This is a genomic window from Clostridium sp. LY3-2 (genome assembly GCF_024705715.1).
Classification (GTDB): domain Bacteria; phylum Bacillota; class Clostridia; order Clostridiales; family Clostridiaceae; genus Clostridium.
In genome coordinates this window covers 49,011-69,077 of sequence record NZ_JAMDLQ010000048.1, presented here as the reverse complement: position 1 = coordinate 69,077, position 20,067 = coordinate 49,011, and the positions used below count along the sequence as shown (strand labels likewise).

The 20,067-nt window shown below is 28.8% G+C and carries 22 protein-coding genes and 2 riboswitches; of the genes, 20 read left to right on the top strand and 2 right to left on the bottom strand.

Features of this window, described 5'->3' with window-relative positions:
- Positions 1 to 101: 101 nt before the first annotated feature.
- Entirely contained in the window at positions 102 to 515 is a 414-nt protein-coding gene (locus M4I33_RS14580; RefSeq protein WP_257917501.1) for a hypothetical protein, read from the bottom strand.
- Between the two features lie 158 nt (positions 516 to 673).
- Between M4I33_RS14580 and M4I33_RS14575 the strand changes: the two genes are divergently transcribed.
- The 7 genes from M4I33_RS14575 to M4I33_RS14545 all read left to right on the top strand — a co-directional run bounded on the left by M4I33_RS14575 (position 674) and on the right by M4I33_RS14545 (position 7,564).
- Positions 674 to 1,426 (top strand): YdcF family protein, encoded by a 753-nt coding sequence (locus M4I33_RS14575; RefSeq protein ID WP_257917500.1) that lies wholly within the window; start codon positions 674 to 676, stop codon positions 1,424 to 1,426.
- Between the two features lie 20 nt (positions 1,427 to 1,446).
- Positions 1,447 to 1,710: a DUF1653 domain-containing protein gene (locus tag M4I33_RS14570; RefSeq protein ID WP_257917499.1), complete on the top strand. Its 264-nt coding sequence runs from the start codon at positions 1,447 to 1,449 to the stop codon at positions 1,708 to 1,710.
- A 121-nt stretch (positions 1,711 to 1,831) separates the two neighbouring features.
- Positions 1,832 to 2,614: a MurR/RpiR family transcriptional regulator gene (locus M4I33_RS14565; protein ID WP_257917498.1), complete on the top strand. Its 783-nt coding sequence runs from the start codon at positions 1,832 to 1,834 to the stop codon at positions 2,612 to 2,614.
- Positions 2,615 to 3,017: 403 nt separating this feature from the next.
- Positions 3,018 to 4,031, top strand: a complete 1,014-nt coding sequence (gene ptcA / locus M4I33_RS14560; protein ID WP_257917497.1) for a putrescine carbamoyltransferase — start codon at positions 3,018 to 3,020, stop codon at positions 4,029 to 4,031.
- 34 nt (positions 4,032 to 4,065) lie between these two features.
- Entirely contained in the window at positions 4,066 to 5,163 is a 1,098-nt protein-coding gene (gene aguA / locus M4I33_RS14555) for an agmatine deiminase (RefSeq protein ID WP_257917495.1), read from the top strand.
- Positions 5,164 to 5,173: 10 nt separating this feature from the next.
- Positions 5,174 to 6,112, top strand: a complete 939-nt coding sequence (gene arcC / locus M4I33_RS14550) for a carbamate kinase (protein WP_257917493.1) — start codon at positions 5,174 to 5,176, stop codon at positions 6,110 to 6,112.
- A 90-nt stretch (positions 6,113 to 6,202) separates the two neighbouring features.
- On the top strand, positions 6,203 to 7,564 hold the full coding sequence (locus M4I33_RS14545; protein ID WP_257917492.1) for an APC family permease: 1,362 nt from the start codon (positions 6,203 to 6,205) through the stop codon (positions 7,562 to 7,564).
- A gap of 53 nt (positions 7,565 to 7,617) precedes the next feature.
- Here M4I33_RS14545 and rd read toward each other — a convergent pair whose 3' ends face one another.
- Entirely contained in the window at positions 7,618 to 7,779 is a 162-nt protein-coding gene (gene rd, locus M4I33_RS14540; protein ID WP_257917491.1) for a rubredoxin, read from the bottom strand.
- A gap of 183 nt (positions 7,780 to 7,962) precedes the next feature.
- Between rd and M4I33_RS14535 the strand changes: the two genes are divergently transcribed.
- The 13 genes from M4I33_RS14535 to M4I33_RS14475 all read left to right on the top strand — a co-directional run bounded on the left by M4I33_RS14535 (position 7,963) and on the right by M4I33_RS14475 (position 19,782).
- Positions 7,963 to 8,676, top strand: coding sequence for a Crp/Fnr family transcriptional regulator (locus tag M4I33_RS14535; RefSeq protein WP_257917490.1), 714 nt, complete (start codon positions 7,963 to 7,965; stop codon positions 8,674 to 8,676).
- A gap of 153 nt (positions 8,677 to 8,829) precedes the next feature.
- Entirely contained in the window at positions 8,830 to 9,588 is a 759-nt protein-coding gene (locus M4I33_RS14530) for a DUF438 domain-containing protein (RefSeq protein ID WP_257917489.1), read from the top strand.
- 128 nt (positions 9,589 to 9,716) lie between these two features.
- Positions 9,717 to 11,366 (top strand): hydroxylamine reductase, encoded by a 1,650-nt coding sequence (gene hcp, locus M4I33_RS14525; protein ID WP_257917488.1) that lies wholly within the window; start codon positions 9,717 to 9,719, stop codon positions 11,364 to 11,366.
- 183 nt (positions 11,367 to 11,549) lie between these two features.
- Positions 11,550 to 11,900, top strand: coding sequence for a hypothetical protein (locus M4I33_RS14520; RefSeq protein WP_257917487.1), 351 nt, complete (start codon positions 11,550 to 11,552; stop codon positions 11,898 to 11,900).
- Between the two features lie 57 nt (positions 11,901 to 11,957).
- A riboswitch (Fluoride riboswitch) is annotated at positions 11,958 to 12,017 on the top strand.
- A gap of 69 nt (positions 12,018 to 12,086) precedes the next feature.
- Positions 12,087 to 12,473, top strand: coding sequence for a fluoride efflux transporter CrcB (crcB, locus tag M4I33_RS14515; RefSeq protein WP_257917486.1), 387 nt, complete (start codon positions 12,087 to 12,089; stop codon positions 12,471 to 12,473).
- A gap of 12 nt (positions 12,474 to 12,485) precedes the next feature.
- Positions 12,486 to 12,815, top strand: coding sequence for a DUF190 domain-containing protein (locus tag M4I33_RS14510; protein ID WP_257917484.1), 330 nt, complete (start codon positions 12,486 to 12,488; stop codon positions 12,813 to 12,815).
- A gap of 203 nt (positions 12,816 to 13,018) precedes the next feature.
- The gene (locus tag M4I33_RS14505; RefSeq protein ID WP_257917483.1) at positions 13,019 to 13,804 is read left to right on the top strand and encodes a zinc ribbon domain-containing protein; all 786 of its coding nucleotides are present in this window, start codon (positions 13,019 to 13,021) and stop codon (positions 13,802 to 13,804) included.
- Positions 13,805 to 13,966: 162 nt separating this feature from the next.
- The gene (locus M4I33_RS14500) at positions 13,967 to 14,437 is read left to right on the top strand and encodes a hypothetical protein (RefSeq protein ID WP_257917481.1); all 471 of its coding nucleotides are present in this window, start codon (positions 13,967 to 13,969) and stop codon (positions 14,435 to 14,437) included.
- Between the two features lie 114 nt (positions 14,438 to 14,551).
- Positions 14,552 to 14,652, top strand: a riboswitch (purine riboswitch).
- Between the two features lie 16 nt (positions 14,653 to 14,668).
- The gene (locus M4I33_RS14495; RefSeq protein WP_257917480.1) at positions 14,669 to 16,069 is read left to right on the top strand and encodes an NAD(P)/FAD-dependent oxidoreductase; all 1,401 of its coding nucleotides are present in this window, start codon (positions 14,669 to 14,671) and stop codon (positions 16,067 to 16,069) included.
- 179 nt (positions 16,070 to 16,248) lie between these two features.
- On the top strand, positions 16,249 to 18,105 hold the full coding sequence (locus tag M4I33_RS14490; protein ID WP_257917479.1) for an LTA synthase family protein: 1,857 nt from the start codon (positions 16,249 to 16,251) through the stop codon (positions 18,103 to 18,105).
- Positions 18,106 to 18,218: 113 nt separating this feature from the next.
- Entirely contained in the window at positions 18,219 to 18,737 is a 519-nt protein-coding gene (locus M4I33_RS14485; RefSeq protein WP_257917478.1) for an RNA polymerase sigma factor, read from the top strand.
- The gene (locus tag M4I33_RS14480) at positions 18,734 to 19,045 is read left to right on the top strand and encodes a hypothetical protein (RefSeq protein WP_257917477.1); all 312 of its coding nucleotides are present in this window, start codon (positions 18,734 to 18,736) and stop codon (positions 19,043 to 19,045) included. The genes M4I33_RS14485 and M4I33_RS14480 overlap by 4 nt, the downstream gene beginning before the upstream one ends.
- A complete protein-coding gene (locus tag M4I33_RS14475; RefSeq protein ID WP_257917476.1) occupies positions 19,042 to 19,782 on the top strand; it encodes a PLD nuclease N-terminal domain-containing protein in 741 nt (246 codons plus the stop codon). Before M4I33_RS14480 ends, M4I33_RS14475 begins: the two co-directional genes overlap by 4 nt.
- Positions 19,783 to 20,067: the final 285 nt, after the last annotated feature.

The window sequence follows — 20,067 nt, the reverse complement described above, 5'->3', positions numbered from 1 at the left end:
TTCCGAACAGGAAAGTTAAGCTCTACAGCGCCGATGGTACTGCACGGGAGACTGTGTGGGAGAGTAGGACGTTGCCAAGTGCATAACAGGAAAAAGGATAGTCAATTATGACTATCCTTTTTTCTATATATTTTTTTATTTTGTATATATAAATTATTTTTAAATAAAGGTTTTATACCTGCCCAAAGAATTTTGCTATTTTTTATTCCTATAGATTTACAAAATAAATACATAAGAGGGCTTCTTAGTCTTCCGCGAGAACAACCTATAACAATTGGAATAGTACCGTTGTTAGATATTCTAATTAGCTCATTTTTGAAATGGGACCTTTTTAAAAATATACTTTTAGCTATAATAAATATAGCAGAAGGGTAAAAGTTTTTAATCTTTTTATGTTCTTCTTCACTTATTACAGGAAGGTTGTATTGAAATAAGTTCATATTTTTAAACTCAGATTTAGTTCTAACATCAATAGTTATCTCATCTTTTATATCTAAATACTTTATAAATATCATAATTCACCTAAAAACAATAAAATAATTATTTATTATTTTATACAGAAATATATCCATATATTACATTAAAATTAAAATAAGTTACAACTCTTTGTTTTTTAAAATAAATTTAGGTTTATATGTTAAACTTAATGTATAAGCTGATAGGGGGAGATTTAGTGAATTTAATTTTAAAGATATTAGGTATAATAGCTATAGGCTATTTTATTTTAGTAAATTTATTTTTTGGTGGAACTACATTTAGTTGGTTTTATTTAGTTTTAGGGATAGGATTAATAGCTTATACAAAATATATAGATAAATTATTAGCTATTGATAGTTTAAGCTCCTTTATAAAACCTGCTAGGATAGTTATAGGAATATTATTAATTGTATTTGTAGTATCAGAGATAATAATAATATCTTATCCTAAGAGAAAAGAAGTTGTTAGTGATTATATTGTAGTTTTAGGGGCAGGGATAAGAGGAGAAAATTTAAGCGTAACTTTAAGAGAAAGATTAAATGCTGCCTTAGAAGTTTCAAAGAAGATAGATTTTAAAGGAAAATTTGTTTTAACAGGCGGACAAGGTCCAAACGAAAGTATAACAGAAGCTGAAGCTATGAGAAGATACCTAGAAGAAAAGGGAGTACCAAGTGATAGGATTTTATTAGAAGATAAAGCAACGAGCACTTACGAAAATTTTAAATATTCTAAAGATATCATAGAAAAAGATAGCAATAGAGATATAAAAGATTCTGCTATATTAGTAACTACTACAGACGTCCATGCTTTTAGAAGCAATATACTAGCTAAAAGGAATGGATATAGTAACGTAGACTTTTATACTTCTAAAAGCGAGTGGTATTTAGTACCTGCAACATATGCTAGAGAGTTTTTTGCATTAGGAAAGTCTTTAGTTTTTGATAAATAAAATATTGAGGTGAACTGTAAATGAGAGATATAAATAATTTAAAAGGAAAAGTAGTTAGACATTTTAAAGGGAATTTATATTTAATTTTAGATGAAGTTACACATTCTGAATCAGGTGAAAAACTTGTACTTTATAAAGCATTATATGGGGATTTTGGTATGTATGTAAGACCTTCAAATATGTTTTTAAGTACGGTTGATAAAGAAAAATATCCAGAAGTTTTGCAAAAATATAGATTTCAAGAAATAAATAGTGATTTAGAAAAGAAAATAAGAGAGATTTAATGAAAAACTAGTAGTTTTAATACTACTAGTTTTTTTGCATTACATCGATTTCTATGTAATATATTTAATATACATAATTTTTAATTATGTAAAATAATAAGGAATGGTTAGGGAGGACTTTATGGTTATTGATTTTTTTGAATTTGTAAATCCAAAGTTAAGTACATTAAATAAGACGGAGAAGAAAATTTTTGATTATGTAGTTAAAAATCAAGATGGAGTAAAGAGTATGAGCATAAGAAAGCTTTCTAAAGAATGTTATGTTTCTACTACTACGTTATTTAGATTTGTAAAAAAGTTAGGATTTTCAGGGTACAATGAATTTATATCAACATTAAGAATAGGGGGAAACAGTAATAGTGATAGAGCAGTCATACCAGATGTCGTAACTAAGAAAAACTATAATGAGGAATATCTAAAAAATATAATAGAATCTGTAAGAGTTATAAAAGAGGATGATGCAGAAAGATTTTGTAAAATGTTAAACAGTAATAATAAGATATTTATTTTTGGAGTGGACCTTACTAAGCAAGTTGTAAAATATGTTCATTGCCTTTTAAGTTTGATGGAATATGATACTGTTATTGTACACGATAAGTATGAACTTGATTCTACTATTAAGGATGTGGGTGCAAATGATATAGTTTTAATTTTTTCTTTCAGTGGAGAAAGTTCAGGAATGATAAAGATTGTTGAGAGGATTAAAGTTAAAAATAGTAACATTGTTTCTGTAACACGTGCAGATAATAATATTATTCAGGGACTAAGTGATATTAATTTTTATGTTTTTTCAGATAATATTGTTAACAATAATAATGACATAAGTTCAAGAATAAGTATGATAGCTGTTATAGAGACTTTAATCTATAGAGCTTTTGCAGAAAAAGAAGGTGTTACGTATTAGATACTATATAATCACATGTTATACATATTTTAAGTAACAGCTTTGGAACGCTGTATTTTAAAGGATAGAACATAATTTGATAACAACAAAAGTAACAAGGTGTAACGCGTTAACATAAGGTTAGTAATAGTAGACAAGCTTTCTACTATTACTAACCTTTTTAAGTGGCATAAAAACAGAATTTGTTAATTATTAAAGTTTTATATAAAATATATAAATTTGAATTAAATGGAACAAAATAACTTTATTTGTTACTAAATTTATAACTAAAATCATAAATCGATACCTTGTTTCTAAAGGCCTCCAACCTATAGAAAACGATTTAAAAACTTGCTATTCTAAAACTGCAAAAGGAAATGCAAAGTAAAAATAAATTAAATAAATATTTAGGAGGTACTCTATTATGGCAAGAGTAAAAGATTTTATAAACACAAATGATTTAACTAAGAAGGAATTACTAGACATTATGAACTTAGGCTTAATGCTTAAAAAATGTGTGAATAATGGATATTACCCTCAATTATTAAAAAATAAAGTTTTAGGAATGATCTTTGAACAATCATCAACAAGAACAAGAGTATCATTTGAAACTGCTATGGCTCAGTTAGGTGGACACGCTCAATATTTAGCACCAGGTCAAATACAATTAGGTGGACACGAAAGCATTGAAGATACAGGAAAGGTTCTTTCAAAACTAGTTGATATATTAATGGCTAGAGTAGAAAGACATAAAACAATAGAAGATTTAGCAAAGAGTGCTTCAATACCAGTAATAAACGGTATGTCAGATTATAATCACCCAACTCAAGAGATTGGAGATTTAATAACTATATTAGAAAATTTACCAGAAGGTAAAAAATTAGAAGAATGCAAAGTAGTATTCGTAGGAGATGCAACTCAAGTTTGTAGATCATTAATGTTTATAACTACAAAACTTGGTATGAGATTTGTACAATTTGGACCTGAAGGATTCAGGCTATCTAAAGAAGATTTAAAGATAGGTGAAGAAAACTGTAAAATATCAGGTGGTAGCGTACAAGTTTTAGAAGATGCAGATGAAGCTATGAAAGATGCAGATTTTGTTTATACTGATGTTTGGTATGGATTATATGAAGCAGAACTTTCAGAAGAAGAAAGATTAAAAATATTTATGCCAAAATATCAAGTAAATAAAGAACTTATGAGTAAAGCAAATAAAGGAGCTAAATTCTTACATTGCTTACCTGCTACAAGAAATGAAGAGGTAACAGATGAAGTTTTAGATTCAGATATATCATTAGCTTGGGATGAAGCTGGAAATAGGTTAACAGCACAAAGAGCATTATTAGTTTATTTCTTAAACCCACAAGCTGCAAAAGAATTTAAAGTTGAAAATTGCAAAAATGAATTAAATAAAGTTTTATCAGAAATTTTTTAAAGGTTTCTATATATAAAAGAGAGGATGAGTAATTATGAGAACATTAAGCACAACTCCTAAAAAAGATGGATTTAGAATGCCAGGAGAGTTTGAAGAACATGACGGGTGTTTTATGATATGGCCAGAAAGACCAGATAACTGGAGACTTGGAGCAAAACCAGCTCAAAAAACATTTGCAAAAGTCGCTAAGGCTATAAGTGAATTTGAAAATATGACAGTTTTAGCTAGTCCAGAACAATATAGTAATGCTAGAAATATGTTAGATTCAGATATAAGGGTTGTAGAAATGGTTAATAACGACTCATGGGTAAGAGATTGTGGACCTACATTTGTAACAAATGGTGAAGTAGTAAGAGGTGTTGACTGGGAGTTTAATGCTTGGGGAGGTCTTGTAGATGGATTATACTTCCCTTGGGATAAAGACGATCAAATAGCAGAGAAGGTTTGTGAACTTGAAAGAAAAGATAGATATAGAACTAATGGATTTGTTTTAGAAGGTGGTTCTATACATGTTGACGGTGAAGGAACTTGTATAGTTACAGCTGAATGTTTATTAAGCCAAGGTCGTAACCCAGAGTTATCAAAACTTTCAATAGAAGGAAATTTAAAAGAATACTTAAATTTAGAAAAAGTAATTTGGATAGATAACGGAATATATAATGATGAAACAAATGGACATGTAGATAATATATGTTGCTTTGTAAAACCTGGAGAAGTTCTTTTAGCATGGACTGATGATAAAGATGACCCACAATATGAAATATCGAAATCAGCTTATGATATATTAACAAATTCAGTTGATGCTAAAGGAAGAAAATTAAAAGTGCATAAGATGTACACACCAAGTCCAATTCTTATTACAAAAGAAGAAAGTGATGGTGTAGATGCTGTAGATGGAACTTTACCTCGTGAAGAGGGTGATAGATTAGCAGCATCATATGTTAACTTCTATATAGCTAATGGTGGAATTGTATTCCCTATGTTTAATGATCCAAACGACGAGAAAGCTAGAAAGTTATTAGAAGAATTATTTGAAGGCAGAAAAGTAGTTGGTATTTATGCAAGAGAAATTCTTTTAGGTGGCGGAAACATACATTGTATAACTCAACAACTACCTAAGGCTAGAAAGTAGAGGCTATAGTATGGCAAGGATAGTTGTAGCCCTTGGAGGAAATGCATTAGGAAATACTCCAAAGGAGCAAGAAGAGAAAGTAAAAATAGCATCAGAATCTTTAATAAATTTAATTGAGGATGGGAATGAAGTGATAATAGCACATGGAAATGGTCCTCAAGTTGGGATGATAAATTTAGCTTTTGAAGAGGGAAGTAAGACTAATGAAAAGATAGTAGAAGTTGAATTACCAGAGTGTACAGCTATGTCACAAGGGTATATTGGATACCATCTTCAAAAGGGAATAAGAAATGAACTAAATAAAAGAAATAAAAAGATGGATTCTGTAACAGTTATAACTCAGGTTTTAGTAGATAAAAGCGATGATGCATTTAAAGATCCTACAAAACCTATTGGAGGATATTACTCTAAAGAATATGCAGAAAAGTTAATGATAGAAAATAAAGGTGTCGTATATAAAGAAGATTCAGGAAGAGGATATAGAAGAGTTGTGCCTTCACCAAAACCTGTAGATATAGTTGAAAAGAATATAATTTTAAGTATGTTAGAAAATAATTATATAGTTATAGCATGTGGAGGAGGAGGTATACCTGTAATAAGAGATGATTATGGGAATATAGAGGGTATACCTGCTGTTATAGATAAAGATTTTGCTTCAAGTACTTTAGCAAATAGTATAGATGCAGAGTATCTATTTATATTAACTGCAGTAGATAGAGTATTTATAAACTTTAATAAAGAGAATCAAAAAGAAATAAAAGATATGTCTATTAGAGATGCAGAAAAGTATTCTGAAGAGGGACAGTTTGCAAAAGGAAGTATGTTACCTAAAGTTTTAGCAGCAATAGAATTTGTTAAAGGCGGAAAAAACAGAAAAGCTATAATAGCATCTTTAGAAAAAGCAGCTGAAGCTATAAAAGGAGAGAGCGGAACAATTATACACTCTTAGAAAATTTCATAAGGGTACATATTTAAAAATATGTACCCTAATTAAAAATTTGAAATCATAAAACTATGATTTAGAAAAGAGGTAAAATTTATGGGTAAAGAGAAGAAAAAATTTAGGATGTTTGAAGCTGTGCTAGCAGCTGTATGTATAGTTTTAGTAGCAGAAGCAGCAGCACCAGCGGCGGCAATAGGAAATTCACAGTACTTTTGGTGGATATTAATAGCGATAGGATTCTTCTTACCTTATGGATTAGTTACAGCTGAACTAGGTACTACATATGAAAGTGAAGGCGGCATGTTTGACTGGACTAATAGAGCATTTGGAGATAAATGGGGCTCAAGGGTAGCTTGGTTTTATTGGATAAACTATCCTTTGTGGATGGGATCACTTGCAGTGCTTTTTACTGGCGTAATAGAACAATTAACAGGAAAAGAAATATCTGTATTCATATCACTTCCATTACAACTAATATTTATATGGTTTGTAGTTTTTGTATGTAGCTCACCAGTTAGTGATAATAAACTACTACTTAACATTTCAGCTGTATTTAAAGTAGTTATAATGGTTTCTCTAGGACTTATAGGAATTTATGTAGCATTAACAAAAGGCGCTTCTAATAATTTTGCACCAGAATCTTTCCTTCCAAGCTTTGATCCTAAAGGATTATCTGTATTATCAGTAATAATATTTAACTTCATGGGATTTGAGGTTGTATCTTCTTTTGCATCACAAATGGAAAACCCTAAAAAACAAATACCTAAAGCCATAATTATTGGTGGTATATTAATTACTGTTTTCTATCTTTTAGCTTCATTTGGTATGAGCGTTGCTGTACCTATAAGTGAACTTAGTACAGATGGGGGTCTTATAGATAGTTTCAATCTACTTTTAGGACCTAGTGGAAAATGGTTTGTAGTTATAATTGGCTTAATGTTTATGTTCACATTAGCAGGAAACTTAATATCTTGGGCTAGTGGAGTTAACTTTACTGCTAAATATGCAGCAGATAACAATGCTCTTCCTAAAATATTTTCTACAGTTAATGAAAAAGGTATGCCAAAGGGCGTTAATATAGTAAATGGGATAATAGCAACAATACTTGTTGTTTCAGCTCCTTTAATACCTAGTCCTGATATATTTTGGGCGTTCTTTGGATTAAATGTAGTAGCTTTATTATTATCATATTTGATGTTATTCCCAACATTTTTAAGATTAAGAAAGATAGATCCAGATGCTAAAAGACCATTTAAGATAAGTGGAGGAAACTTCAAGATTAAAGTTATAGGGATTGTACCATTAATATTTTTAGTTGTTTCTGTAATATTTAGTGTTATACCTTTAGAGAACACTAAAGAAGAATTAGCAGCTAAAATCCCAGTTTTAGTAGGTACAATTATAACTATATTGATAGGAGAATATTTTGCGCACAAATGCACAAAGAAAAATAGATAAAAAAATAGAGGTTGATTATGATGTACATAATCAATCTCTATTTTTCTTTTATTTTAATTTTCTTCTTCAAATTGAGATTGATCTGCTCCGCAAACAGGACAAACCCAAGCTTCTGGTAAATCATTAAATGATGTTCCAGGTGCTACTCCGTTATCTGGATCACCTTTAGCTGGTTCATAGATATAACCACATAATTCACAAATATAGTTTTTCATAAAAACACCTCCATAAATTTTATAAACTTATTATAATACTAATTTTTATAAAATATATAGATTAAATAGATAGTTATTAGTTTTTTAAATAAGTTCAAAAATTAATCTATTTTTTGTAATATTAGTTACATAAAATAATAGTTAATTAGTTTAAAATAAAGATAGATAAGAGGTGATTTGGGTTTGAGTAATGATTGTAAAAACTGTTTTGATTCTTGTAGGGGTAAATATTGTGCAAGTAAGGTTCCTATATTTCAAAATTTAGATTGTAATGAACTTAAAGAGATCGTAAGTAAAATAAACCATAAAGTATTTAAAAAAGGTGATGTTATCTTTGATGAAGGAAGTTTAGGAAATAGTATGTTCTTTGTAAACCAGGGGAAGGTTAAGTTATATAAGTATACGAAAGAGGGAAAGGAACAAATATTAAATATATTATCAGAAGGGGATTTTTTTGGTGAATTAAATCTGCTTTCAAGTTCTAAACATAATTTTAACGTTAAAGCTTTAAAAGATGCTAAGATTTGTGTTTTAAGTAATGAGGATATGAAAAAGATAATATTTGATAATCCTATTATCGGGATAAAACTTTTAGAAAATATTAGTGACAGGCTATCTAATATGGGAAATTTAGCTCAAAGCTTAGCAACTAATGACGCGGATTCAAGAGTTGCATATTTGTTATATGATTTAGCTAATAAGTACGGAACTAAGAAAAATGATAGTATTTTAGTTGAGATACCTATATCTAGAGAAGATATGGCAAATTGCGTTGGTGTTACAAGGGAAACATTAAGTAGAAAGCTTAGAAAATTCGAAGAAGAGGGATTAATAGAACTATTAAGAGTAAAAGAGATACTAATAAAAAATATAGAGGAAATAAAAGAACTTATTTAATATAGATACAAAAAGGCTGTTGCATTTTTAAATATGCAACAGCTTTTTATATTTAAAATTAAATTTCAAAATTTGATTTGAATCATATTAGTAAAAAGAAAAAAACTATATTATTTAAACATATCAAAGGGAAAACATTTAGGAGGAATTTATATGGAAAATATTAAAATAGATGAATTAACAAATATTCTTAGAAAATTAAACTCAGGAAATATAACAGAAGATTTAAGAAACGAAGCTATGGAAATAGTTAAAGATATAGACCCTGTAGAATTATCTATAGCAGAGCAAAATTTAATAGATGAAGGGATGAATCCTAGTGATTTAAGACACTTATGTGATATTCATATGGAGGTTTTAAAAGGAGAATTAGAAAAGATAAAGACTTCTTTAAAAGAAGGACACGTAGTTCATACTATGATTGAAGAACATGATAGAATATTAGAATTTTTAAAGGAATTAGATATTTTAAACAGCGAAATTCAAAAATTAGATAAAAATGATTTCGATAGAAAATATGTAGATAAAGTAGAATCTTTAGCAGACTCAATTTTAGATGCAGAAAACCATCATCAAAGAGAAGAAAGAGTATTATTTAAAGAACTTGAAAAAAGGGGTATTACAGGACCAACTAGGATAATGAAGATGGAACACGAAGATTTAAGAGCTAAAAAAAGAGCTTTAAAAGAGCTTTGTAACTGTTTTGATTATATTTCTTTTAGTGACTTTAAAGAAAGATTAGATGATATTTCAAAATACCTTGTATTTAACTTAAGGGATCATATTTTTAAAGAAAACACTATCCTTTACCCGTCAGCAATTGAAAGTATAAAAGAAGAGGATGTTTGGGATAAGATGAAGGTGAAATGCGATGAAATAGGTTATTGCAGTTTTACTTTTAAGAAAATTTAAAACTGTAACACTGGTTACAGAATAAAAGGCTAGAAATATTTATACTAGTATTTGTTAAGAGAAAAAACTAATTACTAGGACTAAATATAGAATATAAATAGATTAATATACATTAGGAGGAATTAAATATGTCAATGTTTTGTTTTCAATGTCAAGAAACAGCAGGATGCAAAGGATGTACAGTAAGAGGTGTTTGTGGTAAGACAGAGGATGTCGCTAAAATACAAGACCTTTTAGTATATGTAACTAAAGGACTAGCTACGGTAGCAGGTGAAGGAAGAAAAGTAGAAGTTGTTAGTAAAAAAGTAGACAAGTTCATTACTGAGAACTTATTTATAACAATAACAAATGCTAACTTTGACTTTAAAGCTATAAAAGAAAGAGTTTTAGAAACAATAGCATTAAGAGATGAACTTAAAAAAGAAGTTGAAGCTAAAGGTGGAAACGCTATAGGTAAAAACTTTATGGAGTGTGCTACATTTGAAGCTGCATCAGAAGAGGAAATGATGGAGAAAGCATCAAAAGTAGGTGTTCTTTCAACTGATAATGAAGATGTAAGAAGTTTAAGAGAACTTATTATATATGGATTAAAAGGTATGTCAGCATATATGAAACATGCTATGAACTTAGGATATGATGATGATAAGATTCATGCATTTATGGCAGAAGCTTTAGTTAAAGTTATGGATGATTCACTATCAGCAGATGAATTAACAGCATTAGCTTTAGAAGCTGGTAAATACGGGGTAGATGGAATGGCGTTACTTGATGCTGCAAACACAGGTACTTACGGACACCCAGAAATAACAAAAGTTGATATCGGAGTTAGAAAAAATCCAGGTATCTTAATTTCAGGACATGACTTAAAAGATTTAGAGATGCTATTAGAGCAAACAGAAGGAACTGGAGTAGACGTATATACTCACGGGGAAATGCTTGCAGGACAATATTATCCAGAATTTAAAAAGTATGATCACTTTGCAGGTAACTACGGAAATGCTTGGTGGTTACAAAATAAAGAGTTTGCTTCATTTAACGGACCAATCCTTATGACAACTAACTGTATAACACCAGTTCAAGATTCATATAGAGGAAGAATATTTACAACAGGTGCTGTAGGATATGAAGGATGTGCACACATAGATGCAGATGCTAACGGGCACAAAGACTTTAGCGAAATTATAGAATTAGCTAAAAAATGTGAAGCACCAACAGAAATAGAAAAGGGTGAAATAGTTGGAGGATTCGCACACAACCAAGTTTTAGCTTTAGCTGATAAAGTTGTAGATGCAGTTAAAACAGGTGCTATAAAGAGATTCTTTGTTATGGCAGGATGTGACGGAAGAGCAAAATCAAGAAACTACTACACTGAGTTTGCAGAAAAATTACCTAAAGATACAGTAATATTAACTGCAGGATGTGCTAAGTATAAATATAACAAATTAGATTTAGGAGATATCGGTGGAATTCCAAGAGTTTTAGATGCAGGTCAATGTAATGATTCATACTCATTAGTTGTGATAGCTTTAAAACTTCAAGAATTATTTGGTTTAGATGATGTAAATGAATTACCAATATCATATAATATAGCTTGGTATGAGCAAAAAGCTGTAATAGTATTATTATCATTATTACACTTAGGTGTTAAGAACATCCACTTAGGACCAACATTACCAGCATTTCTTTCACCAAATGTAGCTAAAGTTTTAGTTGAAAACTTTGGAATAGGTGGAATAACTAATGTAGAAGATGACATGAAAATGTTCATGGGAGAATAATTTTAAAAGTCCAAAATAAACCTTTATAGATAGAGATAAACCCCTTTTTAGGGGTTTATTTTTTTTGAATAATAAAGAATAATTAATAACTCTATTAACTTTGTAATAATTTAGAATAAGGAACATCTTAAATAATAAAAAATATTATATAATTAAATTATAATATTTAAGGGAGATGTTAATATGGGATTTTTAGATAGCGTTAAGGATATGGCAGATAGTGCAACTAAAGGTGCTAACACCATTGCAAAAGTTGCAAGTTTAAAGATGGAAAATAAAAAAAAGGTGATGGCATTAGAAAAAGAAAGAGATAGTTCTGAATCTAACATACAAAACACTACCGAGATTTTAGGAAAAATGTTTGTAGCGGAATCTTTAGATAATGTTTCTATGGATGCAGCTAAAGTTTCAGATCTTTTAGATTCTATAAAAGAAAATAGGATGAAAATTTCAGCTATTGATATTCAAATAGAAGAGGCTAAAAGAGAACTAGAAGAAAGTTTAGAGAAAATAGAAAAAGAAACTAGCAATTAACAGAATATTAATTGAAAATTATATATTAAATACGTATAATAAGTTTGTAATTAATAAAAATATATAGGTTATGGAGTTAACCTTTAATCGCTTTAAGCTAATGACTCCTACAACAATTGGATTGGTGTAGGGCATTAGCTTTTTTATTTTTAAAATATGGCGATAATATATAGATGAGGTGATTTTTTGCAGAAATTTAGTTTAATACTATTAGTTGGAGTAGGAGGATTTATAGGGGCATCTCTTAGATATTTAATATCTATAAATGCAGCTAGAATCTTTGGGGCAGAGTTTCCGTACGGAACTTTAATTGCAAATATTTTAGGTGCAATTGTTATAGGATTTGTTATGAGGTTAAGTTTAGATACTACTCTTATATCAGGGAATACAAAACTATTTTTAACTACTGGAATGATGGGAGGACTTACTACTTTTTCAACTTTTTCTTATGAGACCGTATCTATGATTAGTGAAGGAAATTTATCTTTTGGATTTTTAAACCTAGGTTTAAATGTAATACTTAGTTTCTTAGGTGTAGTTTTAGGGATGGCTATTGCAAAATTATTAGTTTAGGAGGAGAGCTTTATGGAAAATAATTATAAGGGAAAATTAATAAAGATTTTTATAGAAGGAAATGATAAGTATAATAACAAACCTTTATACGAAGGAATTATAAATAAACTTAAGGATTTAGGGGTTTCTGGTGCTACAATAATCAGAGGAATTGAAGGGTTTGGAGAAGATAAAAAAGTACACACAGACCTTTTAGAAGTTCTTTCAAGAAAATTACCTATCCTTATAGAAGTTGCAGCTAAAGAAGAAAATGTAGATTTAATTATAAGTTCAATTTCACCTATGATTAAATCAGGTAAAATAGTAGTTGTTAATGATGTAGATATATTAAGTTTTGAATAAGGTAGATAATCAAATAAAAAGGAATCTAGGTTTATTAATAAGATTAAGTTAGAAAAGAAGAGTATGGTATTAAAAAATATCATGCTCTTTTTTATTAATATGTATTTCTATTAAATGAATTTATTTAATAAACAGTAAAACTATTGTAAAAAAATACTAAATAAAGTAAAATTAAGAAGTAAAAAAGTTTAAGGGGGATTAAGATGTTTTGTAGAGATTGTGGGGAAAATTTAAAAGAGGGATCAAAGTTTTGTATTAAATGTGGGTGTGTAGTAGATGAGGGTGCAGAAATTGCAGCTACACAAAGAGTAGAAAGAGAATATAAATCTAATGATGATTCAACAAATGGAGATGTTAATTCTAAGTTTGAGGAGTATGCAAAATCTACTTTGAATGAAGTTAAGAGTGGTAATGCATTTGGAGAAATTAAAACGGTTATTTTTGAGATATTTAAAAATCCTATAAGAGGATCAGTTAAAATGTTTGATGAAGTTAGTGAAGGCACAGTAAAGGTAATGTGCTTAATAATTGGGTTAATGCCTATATTAAGCAATATATTAAATCCACCAAGAGAATTTTTAATGTTTGGTGGCACTGGAGATATAGATTTTACACAACTACTATTAAGGATAGTTGGAGGTTTTGTAGCTATAGGAATAGCATATGGAATACTAACAGTTTTGGTAGATAAGGATAAGAAGAAGGAAATTGGTGAATTTGGTGTAATAAAAATATATGCTGTATCTGTGATGCCAGCTATACTTTTTGCTTTAATATCTTTAGTTATAAGTTTTATTTTAGGGTTACTAGTTGGGTCACTATCTGGAATTGGGTTTTTCTCAGCAATATTACTTATAGTAGGTAAGGTTAATATCTTTGGAAGTATTTTATTTGGAGCTTCAGTTTATTCAATTTTAGAAAATAAGAGATTATCAAATAAGTCTTGGATTGGAATATTGGTTTTAATAGTATGCATATTTGCTAGTTAAGTATTTGTTTTAAGCATGTAAGGTTATCTTACATGCTTTTTTTTAATAACGTAGCTAAGCCACTTTTTTATTTTATAAGAATTATTTTATTTTAATATGAAAATTTTACAGTTATTTGAGAATAATAAAAGTAATGAAATAAAATATTAAGGGGTGAGTCATATGGTTAATAAAAAAATCGAAGTTTATATTGGTGAAAATAACGAAATATTTAAAGGGTTTTATTCGCCTAGCGATTACAATATATCAAATGAATTAGAAGAATATCTTATGGACAGAGTAAGTTTTACAAAGAGAAATGATGATATAGATATAGAGATTAAATTTAATTATAGTTCTGATAAAGAAGTCTTAAAAAGAGCTATAAAAAATACCTTTAATAAAAAGATAGAGGAAGAAAATCATATAATTAAAAAGAATAATATAATTTGTCTAGCTGCTTTTATTTTAGGGATTATAATAGGGGCTTTAGTTTATATTTTTTCTAATATAAATATCTCTATATCTCAACTATTATCTATAGTTTGCTGGGTTTTTATTTGGTATGGTGTAGAAACTTATTTTTTTGAAAATAGAGAATTAAAAGTCAATGTTAAAAGGTATAAGCAAATTTTAAACTCTAATATATATTAATAAAATCTTAATTATACGTACAAAAAAATAAAAAATATAAATTTAATTCGTAAAATAGCTTGATTTTTACTAAAATATAGATTAAAATTTCAATGTAGTAAAAAAATGACGATTAAAATCGAACATTTAACTACCTGTATAAGCTTCGAATAGGGAGAGGCGTTTCTACAGAGCTACCGTAAAAAGCTCTTGCTATAGGTTTAATAATTTCTTTTTAAGGAGATAGGGTTTATGGGTTATGAAGTAATTATTGTTGGAGCAGGTCCAGCGGGAATTTTTACAGCGTTAGAGGCTATTAAAAGAGAGCCTAATAAGAAAATATTATTAGTAGAAGCAGGTAGAAGAATAGACAAGAGAAGTTGTCCTAAGGAAAAAACAAATAAGTGTGTTTCATGCAAGCCTTACTGCCACATAACAACTGGTTTTTCAGGTGCAGGAGCATTTTCAGACGGTAAATTATCATTAAACTACGAAGTAGGAGGAGATTTACCAGAACTTATAGGTGGTAACTTAGTACAAGAATACATAGATTACGCAGATAAGATATATCTAGAGTTTGGTGCTGATGAAAAAGTTGAAGGGGTTGAAAATCCTGAAGCTGTTAAAGAAATCAGAAGAAAAGCTATTGAGGGAAACCTTAAATTAGTAGATTGTCCTATAAGACATTTAGGAACTGAGAAAGCACAAGAAATATATCTTAAACTTCAAAATCATTTATTAGATTTAGGGGTAGAAATAAGATTTGATACTTTAGCAAAAGATTTAATTATAGAAAACAACAAAATAACTGGGGTTTTACTTACTGATTCAATAACAAAAAGTAAGGACGAAACGGTTAAAGGGAATTGTGTAGTTGTAGCTACAGGAAGAAAGGGTGCTGACTGGTTAAAAGATATGTGTTTAGAGCATAATATTGACCACAAAGCTGGAACAGTAGATATCGGAGTAAGAGTAGAACTTAGAAACGAAGTTATGGAAAAGGTAAACGAAGTTTTATATGAATCAAAACTTATTGGATATCCAGGACCTTTTAAAGATAAGGTTAGGACGTTTTGCCAAAACCCTGGAGGGTTTGTATCTCAAGAGAATTATGATAACAACATGGCAATAGTTAATGGTCATTCTTACAAAGACAAAAAATCAAACAATACAAACCTTGCTATATTAAGTTCACATAACTTTGAAGAGCCGTTTAACAAACCTATAGAGTATGGGCAAAAGGTTGCAGAACTAGTTAATATGCTAGGAAACGGAAGTATAATAGTTCAAAGATACGGGGATATATTAGCAGGTAAAAGAACTTGGCAAAAAGAATTAGATAGATCTAATGTAAAGCATACTTTACCAGATGCTGTTGCAGGAGATTTAACTTCAGCAATGCCATATAGAACGATGACAAACATTATTAACTTTATAGAATCTTTAGACGTGGTAGTCCCTGGATTTGCAAGTGAAGAAACACTTCTTTATGGTCCAGAAATAAAATTCTATAGTAATAAAGTTGTTATAGATGAGAATTTTGAAACAAACGTAAGCGGGTTATACTGTCTTGGAGATTCTAGCGGATGGACTAGAGGTCTTATGATGGCATCAGCTATGGGTGTAATGATGGGTGAGAAATTAACAAAATAAATAGCATAATCTTTCCAAAAAAGGCTAACAAATTTTTAAAAAATTTGTTAGCCTTTTTTCTAATTTTTTTAGACTTAATTTATTAATGGAACTTTTACAAAATCTATAAATATGATATCATTAAACTCAAACGCTATATATTGTAAAGTGTTTTAACTACTAGTTTTGGAGGGGAAATTATGCAATTATTAAGTTATTTGATTCCAGGTATAATACTAGGTTTAATTAATTACTTTTTACTTGGAAAGAAAAAAGGAGTACTTCCTTTAATAACTAGCTTACTAAGCTTTGTATTTTTATTTAATATAGTAATACTTAGTATAGCTAAATTCTTAATGAATAAGCCAAATATTCTTAAAGCTACGACATACACTTTTGGATTTCTAATTAAATATGTATTGTTTGCGCTTATATTCGGAATAATCTATATCCTTTTAAAAGGAACGATAGATTCTAAAATTAAATTTGTAGAAGCTAAAAAAGCTTCAACCAAAAAGAGTAAAATACTAAAAGTATTATCAGTGATATTTGTTACTATCGGGGGAGTTTTTGTATTTTTCTCAGATTGGTTTATAGATTATTTTGGTAATATCACACCTGAGCAATTTTTATTTAATTTAAAATCACCTATTAAAGGTACTAGTGATGGGATGGTTACAGAAATAATAACTACACCTGTTTTTGCTATAGTATCTACAGTAGTAGTATTTATAATTTTAGTTAACTTTAGTTATGATATATATTTAATAATTAAAGATTCTAAAAAGAAGATAGTAAGTAAGGTGTGGTATGATAGAGTAATTTTTATTATATCAATACTAGCACTTATAGGTGGAGTTACTTACGGATCAAATAAATTAAGACTACCTGAAATTGCGAAAGCATTTTTCTCGGATTCAACTTATATAAAAGATAATTATGTTGATCCTAGAAATGTAAAAATGTCTTTCCCAGCTAAGAAAAGAAATTTAATTCATATATATTTAGAATCAGTTGAAAACTCATATTTTTCAAAGGATTTAGGAGGATATATGAAAGTTAACTTAATGCCTGAGCTTTCTGAGCTTTCAAAAGAGGGTATAAGTTTTTCAGATAATGATAAATTCGGTGGACCAAATCAAACTTACGGTTCAAGTTGGTCTGTTGCATCAATGATAAATATGGGAGTTGGTATCCCTTTAAAAATACCTATGGACGGAAACTCATACGGTAAAACAGGTACTTTTTTACCTGGCGCTATCGCTATAGGAGATATATTAGAAGCTCAAGGCTACGAGCAAACTATAATGTTTGGAGCTGATGCGGATTTTGGAGGTTTAACAACATACTTTAAAACTCACGGAGATTTTAATATATTTGATTTAAACTATGCAAGAGAAAAAGGATTAATCCCTAAAGATTATAAAGTTTGGTGGGGCTTTGAAGATGATAAGCTTTATAAGTTTGCAAAAGATGAGATAACTCGTTTATCAAAAACAGGCAAACCATTTAACTTCACTATGGAAACTGCAGATACGCATTTCCCAGATGGATATCTTTCAAAGAAAGCAAAAACACCTCACAAAGAGCAATACGCAAATGTTATTTCATATTCTACTAAAGAGGCAGTAGATTTTATAAAATGGATTCAAAAACAACCATTTTATAAAGATACAACTATAGTTGTTACTGGAGATCACTTAAGTATGGATAAAAAGTTCTTTAAAGGATGGGATAAAGATTATAGAAGATCTGTATTTAACCTTATACTAAATCCAGCTGTAGATACTTCAAAAACAAAAACTAAAAATAGAGAATATGCACCATTAGACTTTTACCCAACAATACTAGCTAGTATGGGAATAGAAGTAGAGGGAGATAGATTAGGTCTTGGAACTAACCTTTTCTCAGATAAAGAGACTTTAATAGAGAGAGATAGTATTTATGGATTCGAGGGAGGTCTTTCAGATAACAGTAATTTCTTTACGCACGAATTTATTGATGAAGACAAGACTAGTGATTTTAAAAATACTTTAGTAACTCAAAGAAAAAAATAATATAACAAAAAAATAGGATTACTTTTAATAGAAGTAATCCTATTTTTTTTGTTATATTAATGAACCAAATCTCTTTTAAAGACAATTACTTATTGAAGGGGGAATGAGTTTGGGTGAGTAATTTAGAGATAGAAAAGCTTATAGATGAGTATGGGAGGATAATCTTTAGGTTTTGCTTAAAGATAACTAAAAGTAAGGTAGAAGCGGAAGATATATACCAGCAAACCTTTTTAAAAGCATTAGAACTTAAAGAAAAAATAAGTTTTGATAATAATCCTAAGAGTTATTTGATTTCTACAGCAATCAATATTTATAAAAATGAAAAAAGAAAGATTTTTAGAAGAAAAAGAATAACAAACGAGATAGAAATAGATAAAGAAAATTTAGAAATAAAAGATAGATCTGAATCTATTGAAGATGCTTTAATTAAAAAAGATACATTAAAAGAGGTAAATAAAATAATAAGTTCTTTAAATAGTAAAATTAAAATTCCTCTAGTTATGTATTACACATTAGAAATGTCTATAGAAGAGATTTCAGAAACTCTAAAAGTTCCAAAAGGAACAGTAAAGAGTAGGTTATTTAAGGGTAGGGATAAAATAAGAAAAGAACTTAAAGGAGGTTTGTTATGAAGGAAGATAAGTTAGAAGATATATTAAGCTTAGCATTAAGTTCAAATGAAGAGCCAAGTATTAATTTAAATAAAGATTTAAAAGAAAAATTAAAAGAAACTAAAAAGGTTAAGGTTTGGTGGATTCCCATTTTAGGAAACATAATTTCAGTTTTATCTATGCTTTTATTTATGAATCTCTTTAAAGATAGATTTTTATCTTATTTTAGTATAGTTTCTGTAATTTTTACAGCATTACTAAATATAGCTTTACTGATTTATATTTTCTTTAATAGGGAACTTAGAGAGAGGATGGTAATAGAAATATGAATGAAGGAAATTTAGCTTGGATTATCAGTATAGTACCTATATGTATTCTTATAGTTCATGTTTTTATAGGAATGATAGTATATAGGGATGCAAAAAATATAGGGGCTAATCCTGTTTTGTGGACTATAATTGCAGTTGTTTTGCCGAATTTTATAGGGATTATCATTTACTTAGTTTTCGGAAGAAGAAAGAGAAGTGTAATATGCACAAGTTGTAATCAAATTGTGGATGGAACAGTTAAATATTGTGGTAATTGTGGACAAAACTTAGAGTTTTATAGAGAAATCAAAAAAAAACCTATAAAAAATTTATTGATAGGTGGTTTAGTAGCTTTTATAATCGCAATAGTTCTTATAGTAGTAGGAGGGGTAGTCTTTTATAATAACCCTCAAAAATTAGTCATAGAGGAAACTAATACTTCAATTCAAAGTGAAGGTGAAGATACCTTAAAAGGATTTAAAGAAGAAGAGGATGAAAATTCCTATAAGGTAGAAGGGGAATTTGGAAATACTACTTTATATTTTGATAAAAAAACAAATAAAAAATTAGAAGTTAAATCTAAAATAAAAGACGGGTTTGGAATTTTAAAGGTTAATTATAAAAATGGAACTACTGAGAATATAACTTTAGATAAAAACACTAAAATCATTATAAATAAAGGTAATGAAAAAATAAAAAATATGGAGATAGAATTAAAAAATGCTAAAGATTTCAATATAGGAGTTTACCTAAAATAGATTGATTTATATATAGATATATATTAAAATAGAAATCGTAAAAAATAATAAGATTGACAGTTCGGAAGCCTCCTGTCGTTAAATAAAACTACGGCATTATAATTATTTTAGAATTATTATGCGTAGGATTAGTATTTTAATCCTACCTTTTTTCTTGATGCTTTAAAGAGATTTTGCATCAATTTAAAAGGCGGTAGAGTTAACAAATCAGCTTTGTTTACTTTATCGCCTTTATTTATATTTAATATAAATGCGTACAAAAAAGCGAGGCGAAGAAACTTTCAA